Below are 13340 nucleotides of genomic sequence, written 5' to 3'. Positions count from 1 at the left end.
GCTGAACAACAACTGCCGCATCACACGTATAAGGACAAGAACCATGTTCAACTGGTATCGCCAAGTCACTCCTCGGGAGCGTAAAACGTTCTGGGCCTGTTTCGGCGGATGGTCGCTGGATGCCCTTGAAGTCCAGATGTTCGGCCTGGCGATCCCGGCGCTGATCGCCGTCTTCGCCCTGAGCAAGGGCGACGCGGGCCTGATCAGCGGCGTGACCCTGGTCACCTCGGCGCTGGGCGGCTGGGTCGGCGGCACGCTGTCGGACCGTTATGGCCGGGTACGCACCCTGCAATGGATGATCCTCTGGTTCTCGTTCTTCACCTTCCTCTCGGCGTTCGTCACCGGCTTCAGCTCGCTGCTGGTTGTCAAGGCGCTGCAAGGCTTCGGTATCGGCGGCGAGTGGGCCGCAGGCGCCGTATTGATGGCTGAAACCATCAACCCCAAATACCGCGGCAAGGTCATGGGCACCGTGCAGAGCGCATGGGCCGTGGGCTGGGGTCTGGCGGTGGGCGTGTTCACCCTGATCTACTCGTTCGTCCCGGCCGATATCGCCTGGCGCGTGATGTTCCTGGTGGGCCTGCTGCCGTCGCTGCTGATTATCTGGGTGCGTCGCAACGTCGAGGAGCCGGACAGCTTCCAGCGCCTGCAAAAGACCAACGCCATCCCGCAGAGTTTCTTCAAGTCCCTGGCCGGGATCTTCCGTCCTGAACTGCTGCGCGTGACCTTGCTCGGCGGCCTGTTGGGCCTGGGTGCCCACGGCGGTTACCACGCGGTCATGACCTGGCTGCCGACCTTCCTCAAGACCGAGCGCAACCTGTCGGTGCTGAACTCCGGCGGTTACCTGGCGGTGATCATCGCCGCCTTCTGGTGTGGCTGCGTGGCCAGCGGCTTCCTGATCGACCGCATCGGCCGCCGCATGAACATCGTGCTGTTCGCCCTGTGCTGCGTGATCACCGTGCAGTGCTACGTCTTCCTGCCGCTGACCAACACCCAGATGCTGTTTTTGGGCTTCCCGCTGGGCTTCTTCGCGGCCGGCATTCCGGCAAGCCTGGGCGCACTGTTCAACGAGCTGTACCCGGCTGACGTGCGCGGGGCAGGGGTGGGCTTCTGCTACAACTTCGGTCGCGTCCTGTCCTCGGTGTTCCCGTTCCTGGTCGGCCACATGAGCGAGTCGATGTCCCTGGGTTCGGCCATCGGTATCGATGCCGGTATCGCCTACGGCGTGGCTGTGCTCGCCGCGCTGTGCCTGCCGGAAACCCGCGGTCGCAGCCTGGAAAACACCGCCGCCCCGACCCAGGGCCCGACCCCGCGCAACGAAACCGCCAGCGCCTGATGTTCCTGTTGCGCGCAGCCCGGTGCTGCGCGCGTCCTCTGATAGATGAGACCCATGTCCGATACCTTTCCCGCGTCGATCATTGGCATTGACGGCCACGCACATGTATTCAGCAGGGAGCTGGATCTGACTTCGGCACGACGCTATTCGCCCGACTACGATGCCACCCTGGCAATGTACCGGCACAACCTGCAAGCCCACGGCCTGAGCCACGGCGTGCTGGTGCAGCCGAGTTTTCTGGGCACGGACAACAGCTACCTGCTCGATGCCCTGAAACAGGCGCCGACGCAGTTGCGCGGTGTGGTGGTGGTCGAGCGTGACATCAGCCGCGCGGAGCTTGAGGCGATGGATCGGCTGGGCGTGGTCGGCGTTCGCCTGAACCTGATGGGCAAGGCACTGCCGGACTTTTCCGAGCCTGCCTGGAAGGTGCTGTTCGGGCACATCGCCGAGCTTGACTGGCATGTGGAACTGCATCGCCACGTGGCGGACATTCCGACCCTGGTGCGCGGGCTGATGCCGTTCGGCATCAAGGTGGTGATCGATCACTTCGGGCGTCCCGATGCGCGGCTGGGGCTGGATCAGCCGGGGTTTCAACAAATGCTGGAACTGGGGCTCAGTGGCCGGTTGTGGATGAAGGTTTCCGGCATCTATCGGCTGGACGGCAACGAACAAGAAAACCTCGAATTCGCCCGCGCAGCCCTGCCGTTGCTGGAGCAGAGCTTCGGTGCCCAGCGCATGGTCTGGGGCAGCGACTGGCCCCACACCCAGCATGAAGGCCGGGTGAGCTACGCCAGCGTCGTCGAGCAACTGCGGGCGCTGGGCTGCTCGGCCCAGGCGATGCGCTCGCTGCTGATCGAGGCGCCGCAGGTGCTGTTTGATTTTGCGCCGGTCGAGGCCTGATTCCCGCAGCTGTCAGCCAGATGAACAAATTGTTAGTCAGGCGCACTCACAGTTTCATGGGGTATTCATTTGTCGTTCATGGGCCTCGGGCGCAGGCTGGGTACCTAGAGAATCGCTCCGGGTCCGGGGCATTTTCAACCTGTCGAGGAATGTTCCATGAACGCCAATTCGTTATTGCTGGTTCCCATGCTGGGCCTGGTCGCCGTGCTGTCGGGCTGCGCAGGCCCCATGCCCAAGGCTGACCCGAGCGAAGCCTGGATCGGCTTGCAGGAAGAACCGTCCGGTGTCCTGATGGCCGAAGATGTGGATGGCCACCGGTTGAATGACGGCCGTTACTTCGACGTCAAACCCGGAGCCCACAAGCTTGATGTCAACCTGATCGTCGAAGGCAACGGCGATGACGGCCAGATGAACTGCGAGGCCGGCATCCGCTTCAACCAGTTCAAGGCGGGCGAGCATTACAAACTGGTGGAATCGAGCCTGGGCGAGGAATACAGCGTCAAACTCGAAGACGCCCAAGGCCATCAGTTGGGCCGCACCAGAGACTTCACCTGCATGCCGGGGTGAGCTGACGCTCCCTTGATCGACGGTTTTCGTTGAGCCCATGGTCGGAAGGCTGTGGGCTTTTTTGTTGAATGTTGGGTGAATATGCATTGCTTCGGACTCGGTTGAGAACGGTTCCGCTATTACAGCGGGTCACTTTGCCTACACAAGTCGTTGTCGTGTGCGCGGAGTGTATTGTGGGAGCGCATTGATTCGCGAATGCATGTACATCCACAGCATTTCTATGGCCCGAACCTTCTTTCGCGAATCAATTCGCTCCCACAGGTTTTGTGACACGGCGCGATGAGATGATCGCCACCATTCCCTGTAGCAGTCCGGCTTGCCGGCGATGGCAACCTCAAAGACGCCAGTGCCGGCAGGCCGGACTCCTACAGGATATGAGGGCTGACGAACGATCTGGGTACACCTTTCGCGAGTTGACGACCAAACTCGCGAAAAATAGGATCAGACTTCGCTGGCAATGATGCTGAATGCTAAAGGAGGGGCAAAGAATGCGCTCATCTAAAAAACTCAATACCGTGAAGTCGACGCCAATCTCCGACTTCGTCCGCAATGCCACCTCCGAAGAAAAGGAGCGTGTCTATCAAGAGGTGATGAAAAAGGCGTGGGAGCGGCAGGATCGAATCATCGAACAAGCCCGCAAAATGTAGCCTGGCTCAGGCTTGCAAAGCCGCCTTTGAGGCGGCTTTGTCATATCAGCCCAACGCCAACACCTGCCGGCACTCCAGCACCAGGCTCGCGCCGCCGGAGGGGCTGTTGCCGATGCGCAGTTTGAAGCCGTGCAGGTTGACGATGGCCGCGACGATGGACAGGCCCAGGCCGAAGCCGCTCTGCTGGTTACCGGTTTCGCTGCGGTAGAAGCGCTTGAACACTGCATCGCGTTCGGCGTCGGGGATGCCGGGGCCGGTGTCCTGGACTTCGAGGAAGGTGGTTTCGCCCTCGGCCCGGGCGATCAACAGCACCTGGCCGCCCGCCGGGGTGAATTTGATCGAGTTGCTCAGCAAATTCGAAAGCGCCTCGAACAGCAGGGCGCGGTCGCCGACCACCGGTGGCAGGTTCTCGGCGACTTTCAGATGCAACGAGACGCGACCTTCCTCGGCCAGCGGCAGGTAGAAGTCATGCAATTCCTGCAGCAGCGGCGCCGGATCGAGCTGCCCGAACGCGGAGCGGCGCTGGTGGTCTTCAAGCTCGGAGATGCGCAACAGCCCGCGAAAGCGCGCCATCAGGGTGTCGGCGTCGGCGATGACCTGGGCCATCTGCTCACCCTGGGGCGAGTCTTCGGCCGATTGTTGCTGAATCCGGTAAAGCTGCGCCCGCAGGCGGGTGAGCGGGGTGCGCAGGTCGTGGGCGATGTTGTCGCAGACCCCCTTGACCTCGTTCATCAGCCGCTCTATACGGTCGAGCATGGCGTTGACGATGTCGGCCAGCATGTCCAGTTCGTCACGTCGGTTCGACACCGGTAGGCGGCGGGTCAGATCGCCTGTAACGATGGCTTCGGCACTGGCCTGGATCGCGCGGATTCGCAGCAGCGGCCGTCTTCTGAGCAGGTGCCAGCCCAAGGCGCCAGGCAGGATGGTCAGGGAAATACCCCACAGCAGCGCGCGCAGGATCAGGGTGGTGACCGCGAACAGCGAGCCGTTGTCGCGCACCAGCACCAGCCAGCGGTTGTCCATGGTGTGGATCGCCACGGCGTCGCAACTGGCGGGCGGCAGGTTCGGGTCGTCGGAATCGATGCAGGTGTCCAGTTCCTGGATCTGGCCATTGAGGGCCAGGCCTTCGGGAATTTCGCGGATCGGTCCGCTGATGGGTTTGAGGTTGTCGTCGAACAGGCCGTAGGCGTCCACGGTGCGGATGTCGAACTTGTCGCTGGTGCGCAGGGCGTCATCGAGTTGCGCGCCTTCGAAGCGCGAGAACAGCTGCTGGCGTTGCATCAGCGAGTGCCGGGCCAGGGTGTTCAGGTAACTGGTGACTTCCCAGTACAGCACCCCCATGAGGATGCTGCTCCAGGCCACGAACAGAAAACTGTAGAGCGCCAGCAGACGGCTGCTGGAGGAGCGCCAGCCCTTAGACGGGTTCGGCAATGACATAACCTGAGCCTCGAACGGTACGTATCAGCGGCGTCAGGGTAGGGGGATCGATTTTCTTGCGCAAGCGACCGATATGAACGTCGATCAGGTTGGTGCCAGGGTCGAAGTGGTAACCCCAGACTTCCTCGAAGATCATCATGCGCGTGATGATCTGGCCGCTGTTGCGCATCAAAAATTCCAGCAGCTTGTATTCGGTGGGCAGCAGGTTCAGCGGTTGCCCGGCGCGGCTGGCCTCGCGGGTGATCAGGTTCAGTTCAAGGTCCGCGACCCGCAGCATGGTTTCGGCCTGGGTTACCGGGTTGCTGCGGCGCAGCAGCACCTCGACCCGGGCGGCCATCTCGTCGGAGGCGAAGGGCTTGGACAGGTAGTCATCGCCACCGGCACGCAGCCCGCGCACGCGTTCGTCGACATCGGACAGGGCGCTGATCATCAGGATCGGCGTGGCGATACCCAGCGCGCGCATGGTGGTGACGATTGCCAGGCCATCGACTTCCGGCAGCATGCGGTCCAGCGTGATCAGGTCGTAATCGCCGCTGACGGCACGCACCAGGCCTTCGCGGCCGTTGTCGACCCAGTCGACGTGCAGGCCATGGCTGCTGAGTTCAGCGACGATTTCCTTGGCAGTGACGGCATCGTCTTCGATTGTCAGAATTCGGGTCATGGGGCTTTATGAACCACGTAGTGACTGAAGGCTGTAGTTTGCCTTTAAACGTAGCTGCTATTTCTTAAAAATAATTTAAGAAGGTGCATGCACGCGCATCTCCCTGTAGGAGCGCGCTTGCCCGCGATTGCGGTGTGTCATTAACGCAGGTGTTCAAGACAGACCGCGGTCGCGGGCAAGCGCGCTCCTACAGCGGTTTGCGTACGTCTTCGGATTTTGCTTTTTCGTGGGTATTCGAGCGAGGGCGCTTTTCCTTCTTCGGCATCCCACTCTCACTGCGAATCTGCGCATGGCTTATCAGCGCAAAGATAAAGCTGCCGCCGATGATATTGCCCGCCAGCGTAGGCCCGGCGAACACCAGCCAGAACTCCTTCCAGGCCAGTTCCCCGGCGAACACCAGGTAGGACACTTCCGCCGAACCCACCACGATATGGGTGAAGTCCCCCAGGGCCATCAGGTAGGTGATCATCAGGATGATCCACATCTTGGCGTTTTCCATGGACGGGATCATCCAGACCATGGTGGCGATCATCCAGCCGGAGACGATGCCCTTGGCGAACATCGTCGTGCTTTCGTTCTCCATCACCTTGCGCCCGATTTCCAGAAAGGCTTCGTCGGTCTTGGTGTCGAAGATCGGCAGGTGCAGCATCACGTAGGCCACCAGCAGCGTGCCGCACAGGTTGCCCACCAGCACCACGGTCCACAGCCGCAGCAGACGTCCGAAGTTGTTGAGGGTGGGCTTGGTCATCACCGGCAGGACGGCCGTCAGGGTGTTTTCGGTGAACAGTTGCTGGCGGGCCAGGATGACGGCCAGAAAGCCTGCGCTGTAGCCGACGCTGGCGATGACCTTGAAGGTATCGCCGTCGGGCAGGCGCGAGTTGAGCAACCCCATGGCCATCAGTGACAGGCCCATGGTCAGGCCTGCGGCCAGGGCCGACCAGAACAGCGCCGCGACATTGCGCTCCAGCTCCTGGTCGCCCTGCATGCGAATGGTCTCGTGCAGCACGGCGGCGCGGGGTGGCTGGTTTTCATCGATCTCGCGTTCTTCTTCCGGCGTCAGGCCCGGGGTCTTGCCGTCTTCTTCTTTGCTGTTCATGGCGGGGGCTCGTGGTGGGTCGTGCTGTTGCTTCAGACACGCCGCGCTTGCCGTCGTTCGGTACTCCCCCCGGACTTGTAGGAGCGCGCTTGCCCGCGACGGCGGTTTGCCTGACACACCTCTGGTGAATGCCACACCGCAATCGCGGGCAAGCGCGCTCCCACAACAGAGCGGGGGTCAGATGGCGAGATCGGTGCTGTCGATGCGGTTCACGCCTGCGGCCGTCAGCTCCTGCCACGCCTTGTCCAGCGAGCCATTGAGGTCGATGGCCTTGCACGCATCGGCGATCACCCAGGTATTGAATCCCGCCGCCCGCGCATCGAGGGCCGACCAGGCCACGCAGAAGTCCAGCGCCAGGCCCACCACGAACACGCTGTCGATGCCGCGCTCCTTGAGGTAGCCCGCAAGGCCGGTCTGGGTGGTGCGGTCGGCCTCGACGAAGGCCGAGTAACTGTCGATGCCCGCGTTGCAGCCCTTGCGCAGGATGAGCTGCGCATGGGGAATCGCCAGATCCGCGTGCAATTCGGCACCGGGGCTGCCCTGAACGCAGTGATCCGGCCACAGCGTCTGCGGCCCGTAGGGCAGGGTGATGCTGTCGAACGGCGCGCGGCCCGCATGGCTTGAAGCGAACGAGATGTGCCCGCCCGGGTGCCAGTCCTGGGTGATGACCACGTTGCGAAAGCGTGCGCCCAGCCGGTTCACCAGCGGCACCAGGGCATCGCCCCCGGCAACGGCCAGCGCGCCGCCGGGCATGAAGTCGTACTGCATGTCGATGACCAGCAGGGCGGCGCGCGGGTCATCGGGCAGTCGGGCCAAAGAGGCGTTCATCAGGCAAACACCCGGATCGGCGCGCCGGCGTGCCAGGCCTGGATGTCTTCGATCATCTGGCTGAAGAACATCCGGTAATTGTTTTCCGTCACATAGCCCACGTGCGGCGTCGCCAACAGGTTCGGCAGGCTGCGGAACGGATGGTCGGCCGGCAGCGGTTCGACGCTGTAGACGTCCAGCGCTGCGCCGGCGATTTTCTTCTGCTTGAGCACGTCGATCAGCGCCTCTTCATCGACGATAGGCCCGCGAGCGGTGTTGACCAGGTACGCGGTGGGCTTCATGCGGTTGAGCGATTCTGCGTCCACCAGGCCACGGCTGCGGTCGCTGAGCACCAGGTTGACGGAGATGATGTCCGACTGTTCGAACAGGGCCTGCTTGCTGACGTAGGTCACGCCGTGTTCGGCCGCGCGTTCGGCGGTGAGGTTTTCGCTCCAGGCGATGACTTTCATGTCGAAGGCCTGGGCATAGCGGGCGATTTTCTGGCCGATGCTGCCCAGGCCGACGATGCCCAGGGTCTTGCCGTACAGGTCGCTGCCAATGCCGATCTGCCAGTTGCCAGCGCGCAGAGAGTTGGCTTCGTCGACGATATTGCGGGTCACGCCCATGATCAGCGCCCAGGTCATTTCCGGGGCGGCGTATTTGTAGCTGTCGGTGCCGACCACGGTGATGCCCAGGCGCGCGGCGGCCTTGAGGTCCAGGGCGGCATTGCGCATGCCGCCGGTCACCAGCAACTTGAGATTGGGCAACTGGCTGAGCAGGGCGTCGTCGAAGATCGTGCGCTCGCGCATCACGCAGATGACGTTGAAATCCTTCAGGCGCTCGAGCATGGTCGCCGTGTCGGCAGGGTACTCGTGCAGGAAGCTGACGTCGCCGATAGGGTCCAGGACTGTCCAGTCCACCACGTCACGGGCAACGGATTGCCAGTCATCGAGTACGGCAATTCTCAGCGTCTGAGTCATTTGGGTTCAGGCCTCATTCAAGGAGCACACAGGTTTTATGGCGCACACAGTACGCCTGCCGTGCGTGGGTTGGAACCCTCTGACAGCGCTGTTTCACCCCGTAGCAGCACGGCTTGCCGGCGGGAGCGGTGTGTCAGGCGCCAGGGAGGTGACTGACACGACGCCCCCGCCGGCAAGCCGTGCTGCTACGGACCGGGGATGCTGTGGGACCTAATTGAACAGCCCCGCCGCGATGTTGATCGAAAACCCCAGGATCGAGGTATTGAACAGAAAGCCGATCAGCGATTGCGCCAGCACTACCTTGCGCAGGCTGCGGGTGGCGACGCCGACGTCGGAGGTCTGCACCGCAACGCTGATGGTGAAGCTGAAGTACAGGAAGTCCCAGTAATCGGGGTTCTGCTCGTTGTCGGCGAAGCGCAGGGCGCTGTCTTCGCCGTCCCAGGTGTAGAACAGCCGGGCGTAATGCAGGCTGAAGATCACCCCGGTCAGCAGCCACGAGCCAACAATGGTCAGGCCCGTGAAAGCGTAATGCAGGGCCTTGTCGCTGGACGACATGTCCTTGATTCCCGACAACTCCAGCACGATGGCCGCAAGGCTTGCGATCGCGGCCACGCACACCATCACCAGCACGACGCCTGCGTTCTCGTCTTCGGCTTCGGCAATGCGCCGCACGTCTTCGGCGTTGGAGCGAAAGGTGCGCAGCATGATGAGGACCATGTAGATCCAGCCGCCGACGTTCCAGCCGATCAGGCATTTGCTGGTCAGGGTGATGTTCGGCGCGATGAAGGCCGCGGCGATGCCGGCAGCCAGGCCCAGGGCGAAGGCGATGGTCAGGCGAGGGTGGGTCTTGGCGATATGGGACATGGAGGACTTCACGGCGATAACCTGCTGGAACCTTAGCACGCCGTGGTCGGTGGAGCGGGTAAAGAAAAACGGCGCGCAAGGGGTTACGCGCCGGTCGCCATTTGGCAATTTACGTGGTCGGTTTAAGCGGCCTCAGCGCACCAGGCAAGGCTGCTTGTTGTTGAACTTCCAGTTCGGCACCAGGAACTGCATGGCAACGCTGTCGTCGCGCGCGCCCAGGCCCATGCCTTTGTACAGTTCGTGAGCCTTGGCCACCTGGTCCATGTCGATCTCGACGCCCAGGCCGGGTTTCTTCGGCACTTCGACGTTGCCGCCGATGATCTTCAGCGGCTCCTTGGTCAGGCGCTGGCCGTCCTGCCAGATCCAGTGGGTGTCGATGGCGGTGATGTTGCCCGGCGCTGCGGCAGCGGCGTGGGTGAACATCGCAAGCGAGATGTCGAAGTGGTTGTTGGAATGCGAACCCCAGGTCAGGCCCCACTCGTTGCACATCTGCGCCACGCGCACCGAACCCTGCATGGTCCAGAAGTGCGGGTCGGCCAGCGGGATGTCCACCGATTGCAACTGGATCGCGTGGCCCATTTCACGCCAGTCGGTGGCGATCATGTTGGTGGCGGTGCGCAGGCCGGTCGAACGACGGAACTCGGCCATGACTTCGCGGCCCGAGTAACCGTTCTCGGCGCCGCACGGGTCTTCGGCGTAGGCCAGGACTTTATGCTGGTCGCGGCACAGGCGGATGGCTTCCTTGAGCGACCAGGCGCCGTTGGGGTCCAGGGTGATGCGCGCTTTCGGGAAGCGCTCGGCCAGCGCCGTTACCGCTTCGATTTCCGCATCGCCGTTGAGCACGCCGCCCTTGAGTTTGAAATCTTCGAAGCCGTACTGGGCGTAGGCCGCTTCAGCCAGACGCACCACGCGCTCGGGGGTCAGGGCTTCTTCGTGACGCACCCGGAACCACTCGTTGTCGGCGTCGTGTTCGGTGCGGTAGGGAAGGTTGGTTTTGCTCTGATCACCGACGTAAAACAGGTAGCCGAGCATTTTCACCGAGTCGCGCTGCTGGCCTTCACCGAGCAAGGCCGCCACCGGGACTTCCAGGTGCTGGCCCAGCAGGTCGAGCACGGCGGCTTCGATGCCGGTGACCGCGTGGATGGTGATGCGCAGGTCGAAGGTCTGCAGGCCACGGCCGCCCGCATCGCGCTCGGCGAAGGTGCGGCGCACGTCGTTGAGAATCTTCTGGTAGTTGCCGATGGTGCTGCCGACCACCAGCGAGCGGGCGTCTTCCAGGGTCTGGCGGATTTTCTCGCCGCCCGGGATCTCACCCACGCCGGTGTGCCCGGCGTTGTCCTTGAGGATCACGATGTTGCGGGTGAAGTACGGGCCGTGGGCGCCGCTGAGGTTGAGCAGCATGTCATCGTGGCCGGCTACCGGGACGATCTGCATGTCGGTGATGACGGGGGTGCTGCCGGAATGCTGTGTGGTCATGACTCAATCCTTGGGTGTAGAGGGCGCTGCGGGCAGCGCCTTGATTAAGAGGTTCAGCGTTTCACGAATGGCTCGGGCTGACATCGGCCTTGGCGACCGGCACGCTGCCGGGCTTGGGCGAGGTGCGCACGGTGAACACCAGAATCGCGGCGATGATCGAGGTTGCGGTCAGGCCATACAGGCCGCCCTGGATCGAGCCGGTCTGCTGTTCGAGGATGCCGAAGGTGGTCGGCGCGACGAAACCGCCCAGGTTGCCCACCGAGTTGATCAGCGCGATGACGCCTGCAGCGATCCGCGCATCCAGGTAACCCTGGGGGATCGGCCAGAACAGCGAGGAGGCCGACTTGAAGCCCATCGCCGCGAAGCAGATGGCAACGAAGGCGAACACCGGGCCACCGGTGGTGGACATGAACATCCCGGCGGCGGCGATCAGCAGCGCAGCGGCGACCCAGGCTTGCTGGTGTTTCCATTTGGCCGACAGCGAGGCGAAGCCGTACATGCAGACGATGGCGATGAACCAGGGAATCGAGTTGAACAGGCCCACCTGGAAGTCGGAGAGGTCGCCCATCTTCTTGATGATGCTCGGCAGCCAGAAGGTGGCGGCGTAGATCGTCAATTGAATGAAGAAATACATCAGGCAGAACAGGATGATCTGCGGGTCCTTGAGCAGCTTGCCGATGGACAGCTTCACCGGGTTTGCGGCTTCACGGGCACGCTGCTCGGCGTCGATGGCATTGACCAGCGCGTCCTGTTCGGCGGTGGTCAGCCATTTGGCATCGTGGGGCTTGGAGTCCAGCCAGAACCAGACGAAGACGCACAGGCCCACCGAGAACATGCCTTCGATGAAGTACATCCACTGCCAGCCATGGAAGCCCAGGCCTTCGATCTGCAGCAGCAGGCCGGACAGCGGGCCGGAAATCAGCGAGGCGAACGCCGAGCCGCTGAGGAAAATGGCAATGGCCTTGCCGCGTTCGGCACCCGGCAGCCAGCGGGTGAAGTAGTAGATCACCCCTGGAAAGAATCCGGCTTCGGCCACACCCAGCAGAAAACGCAGGATATAGAAGTGGGTTTCGGTCTGGATGAACGCCATGCCCGCGGCCACCAGGCCCCAGGTGAACATGATGCGGGTCAGCCAGAGGCGGGCGCCGACTTTCTGCATGAGGATGTTGGACGGAACTTCGAACAGCGCATAAGCGATGAAGAACAGGCCGGCGCCGAAGCCGTAGGCGGCAGCACCAATGCCCAGATCGTGTTCCATGTGACTACGCACGAACCCGATGTTGACCCGGTCGATGTAGTTGACGATGAACATGATGACGAACAGCGGCAGGATGTGGCGTTTGACCTTGGACACCGCCGATTGCAGCACGGAATCGTTGGCGTCGGCCATCCGGGGTGAGGATGTGTTCACTCTTGTTGACTCCCACTGATTATTTTTATGCGGGTTGTTGCCATGTGTGTGACAAGGTGTGTCCCTTGTTGTTAGTCATCATACAAGTAATGTTTCGCCGTGCAACTGGTTTTGCGGGGCTTGCGCAGAATTATCCGGCGCAATATTCTTCCTTGTACGACAAGCTGGATGAGTGTGTGGATGCGGGTTCTACGCCTGTTCTATGGGCGTTTCAGGGGCTCTCAGGCGCAGGTCGGGATAACACTGTCGGTGTTGTCGGGCCCCAGTCCTGATGAAAAAATACAAGTAGGGTTGGGAGGTTTCCTGATCGCTTCGTTAATCACTCTTCGTACAACTGATCATGCAGACACCTCCCAAACGCCGTCAGCACAATCTGGCCACCGACCTGGTCACCGACCTGAGCCAGCGCATCCTCATGGGCACCATTGCCCCCGGCGCCAAGTTGCCCTCGGAAAACGAGATCGTGCGTGAGCACGGTGTCAGCCGCACCGTGGTCCGCGAGGCGATTTCCAAGTTGCAGGCATCGGGGTTGGTCGAGACCCATCAGGGCAAGGGCACCTTCGTGCTGGCGCGTTCGGAGCAGAGCGGCCTACATCTGAAGATGGAAACCGCGTTCAGCGTGCGGCACATGATCGAGCTGCGCATGGGGCTGGAAACCCAGGCGGTGGCCCTGGCCGCCCAGCGCCGAACCCCGGCGCACCTGGCGGCCATGCGCGAGGCGCTGGACGATTATCAGGATCTGCTGGCCAAGGAAGACAGTTGTGTGGAAGCCGACCGACGTTTTCACCTGCTGATCGCCGAGGCCACCGGCAACCCGTATTTCTTCGAGATTCTGCAGAACCTGGGCAACGCCGTGATCCCGCGCAGCCGAATCGGCTCAAGCGAAAGGGCCGGCAGCAGCCTCACCCATCACGCCTACCTCGCCAATCTGGAACACGAAGCGATCCTCGCCGCCATCCGCAGGCAAGACCCCGACGCCGCACGCGCCGCCATGTGGACTCATCTGAGCAACAGCCGCGAACGCCTGGCGCCAGTGGAGTGAACGCAATTCCCATGAACACCTGCGTCCCTGTGGGAGATTCTATGGTTGAGGGCAAAGTTTTTTAGCCCTCTTTCCTGCCTGGTATGCGTCCTTGTTCTGCATCAGGGAAAATGCGACGC

General features: G+C 62.2%; 13 protein-coding genes. 5 read left to right on the top strand and 8 right to left on the bottom strand.

Going from position 1 to position 13340, the window contains the following annotated elements; genetic code table 11:
* The first annotated feature begins 43 nt into the window (after window positions 1-43).
* The 4 genes from ACIPOO_RS24165 to ACIPOO_RS24150 all read left to right on the top strand — a co-directional run bounded on the left by ACIPOO_RS24165 (window position 44) and on the right by ACIPOO_RS24150 (window position 3447).
* Window positions 44-1333: an MFS transporter gene (locus ACIPOO_RS24165; protein WP_400610311.1), complete on the top strand. Its 1290-nt coding sequence runs from the start codon at window positions 44-46 to the stop codon at window positions 1331-1333.
* Between the two features lie 54 nt (window positions 1334-1387).
* A complete protein-coding gene (locus ACIPOO_RS24160; protein WP_400610309.1) occupies window positions 1388-2233 on the top strand; it encodes an amidohydrolase family protein in 846 nt (281 codons plus the stop codon).
* A gap of 156 nt (window positions 2234-2389) precedes the next feature.
* A complete protein-coding gene (locus ACIPOO_RS24155) occupies window positions 2390-2800 on the top strand; it encodes a hypothetical protein (RefSeq protein WP_274132827.1) in 411 nt (136 codons plus the stop codon).
* A gap of 488 nt (window positions 2801-3288) precedes the next feature.
* Window positions 3289-3447, top strand: a complete 159-nt coding sequence (locus ACIPOO_RS24150) for a hypothetical protein (RefSeq protein WP_400610307.1) — start codon at window positions 3289-3291, stop codon at window positions 3445-3447.
* 45 nt (window positions 3448-3492) lie between these two features.
* On the opposite strand, the gene ACIPOO_RS24145 is transcribed toward ACIPOO_RS24150, so the two are convergent.
* The 8 genes from ACIPOO_RS24145 to ACIPOO_RS24110 all read right to left on the bottom strand — a co-directional run bounded on the left by ACIPOO_RS24145 (window position 3493) and on the right by ACIPOO_RS24110 (window position 12158).
* Entirely contained in the window at window positions 3493-4884 is a 1392-nt protein-coding gene (locus ACIPOO_RS24145; RefSeq protein WP_400610305.1) for a sensor histidine kinase, read from the bottom strand.
* Window positions 4862-5545, bottom strand: coding sequence for a response regulator transcription factor (locus ACIPOO_RS24140; RefSeq protein WP_274132829.1), 684 nt, complete (start codon window positions 5543-5545; stop codon window positions 4862-4864). Before ACIPOO_RS24140 ends, ACIPOO_RS24145 begins: the two co-directional genes overlap by 23 nt.
* A 187-nt stretch (window positions 5546-5732) precedes the next feature.
* Entirely contained in the window at window positions 5733-6641 is a 909-nt protein-coding gene (locus ACIPOO_RS24135) for a formate/nitrite transporter family protein (RefSeq protein ID WP_400610303.1), read from the bottom strand.
* A 177-nt stretch (window positions 6642-6818) separates the two neighbouring features.
* Entirely contained in the window at window positions 6819-7469 is a 651-nt protein-coding gene (pncA, locus tag ACIPOO_RS24130; RefSeq protein WP_400610301.1) for a bifunctional nicotinamidase/pyrazinamidase, read from the bottom strand.
* Window positions 7469-8428 carry a D-2-hydroxyacid dehydrogenase family protein gene (locus tag ACIPOO_RS24125; RefSeq protein WP_400610299.1) on the bottom strand — a complete coding sequence of 320 codons (960 nt, stop codon included), beginning with the start codon at window positions 8426-8428 and terminating at the stop codon, window positions 7469-7471. The genes pncA and ACIPOO_RS24125 overlap by 1 nt, the downstream gene beginning before the upstream one ends.
* 210 nt (window positions 8429-8638) lie before the next feature.
* Window positions 8639-9292, bottom strand: coding sequence for a DUF1345 domain-containing protein (locus tag ACIPOO_RS24120; RefSeq protein ID WP_400610297.1), 654 nt, complete (start codon window positions 9290-9292; stop codon window positions 8639-8641).
* Window positions 9293-9424: 132 nt separating this feature from the next.
* Window positions 9425-10768: a glucarate dehydratase gene (gene gudD / locus ACIPOO_RS24115; RefSeq protein ID WP_400610295.1), complete on the bottom strand. Its 1344-nt coding sequence runs from the start codon at window positions 10766-10768 to the stop codon at window positions 9425-9427.
* Between the two features lie 61 nt (window positions 10769-10829).
* Window positions 10830-12158 (bottom strand): MFS transporter, encoded by a 1329-nt coding sequence (locus ACIPOO_RS24110; protein WP_400610449.1) that lies wholly within the window; start codon window positions 12156-12158, stop codon window positions 10830-10832.
* A gap of 361 nt (window positions 12159-12519) precedes the next feature.
* On the opposite strand from ACIPOO_RS24110, the gene ACIPOO_RS24105 reads away from it, so the two are divergent.
* Window positions 12520-13221 (top strand): FadR/GntR family transcriptional regulator, encoded by a 702-nt coding sequence (locus tag ACIPOO_RS24105; RefSeq protein ID WP_400610293.1) that lies wholly within the window; start codon window positions 12520-12522, stop codon window positions 13219-13221.
* Window positions 13222-13340: the final 119 nt, after the last annotated feature.

The organism is Pseudomonas sp. NPDC090201 (assembly GCF_044746825.1).
GTDB lineage: Bacteria > Pseudomonadota > Gammaproteobacteria > Pseudomonadales > Pseudomonadaceae > Aquipseudomonas > Aquipseudomonas putida_AD.
Note: the sequence above shows the minus strand (reverse complement) of the source record. Positions and strands in the feature narration are given on the sequence as shown.

Bases quoted from the DNA above. Each gene is read 5' to 3' on its own strand.
- ACIPOO_RS24165 (WP_400610311.1), top strand. From the start codon at position 44: ATGTTCAACTGGTATCGCCAAGTCACTCCTCGGGAGCGTAAAACGTTC.
- ACIPOO_RS24145 (WP_400610305.1), bottom strand. From the start codon at position 4,884: ATGTCATTGCCGAACCCGTCTAAGGGCTGGCGCTCCTCCAGCAGCCGT.
- ACIPOO_RS24110 (WP_400610449.1), bottom strand. From the start codon at position 12,158: ATGGCCGACGCCAACGATTCCGTGCTGCAATCGGCGGTGTCCAAGGTC.
- ACIPOO_RS24140 (WP_274132829.1), bottom strand. From the start codon at position 5,545: ATGACCCGAATTCTGACAATCGAAGACGATGCCGTCACTGCCAAGGAA.
- ACIPOO_RS24150 (WP_400610307.1), top strand. From the start codon at position 3,289: ATGCGCTCATCTAAAAAACTCAATACCGTGAAGTCGACGCCAATCTCC.
- ACIPOO_RS24160 (WP_400610309.1), top strand. From the start codon at position 1,388: ATGTCCGATACCTTTCCCGCGTCGATCATTGGCATTGACGGCCACGCA.
- ACIPOO_RS24105 (WP_400610293.1), top strand. From the start codon at position 12,520: ATGCAGACACCTCCCAAACGCCGTCAGCACAATCTGGCCACCGACCTG.
- ACIPOO_RS24155 (WP_274132827.1), top strand. From the start codon at position 2,390: ATGAACGCCAATTCGTTATTGCTGGTTCCCATGCTGGGCCTGGTCGCC.
- pncA (WP_400610301.1), bottom strand. From the start codon at position 7,469: ATGAACGCCTCTTTGGCCCGACTGCCCGATGACCCGCGCGCCGCCCTG.
- ACIPOO_RS24135 (WP_400610303.1), bottom strand. From the start codon at position 6,641: ATGAACAGCAAAGAAGAAGACGGCAAGACCCCGGGCCTGACGCCGGAA.
- gudD (WP_400610295.1), bottom strand. From the start codon at position 10,768: ATGACCACACAGCATTCCGGCAGCACCCCCGTCATCACCGACATGCAG.
- ACIPOO_RS24125 (WP_400610299.1), bottom strand. From the start codon at position 8,428: ATGACTCAGACGCTGAGAATTGCCGTACTCGATGACTGGCAATCCGTT.
- ACIPOO_RS24120 (WP_400610297.1), bottom strand. From the start codon at position 9,292: ATGTCCCATATCGCCAAGACCCACCCTCGCCTGACCATCGCCTTCGCC.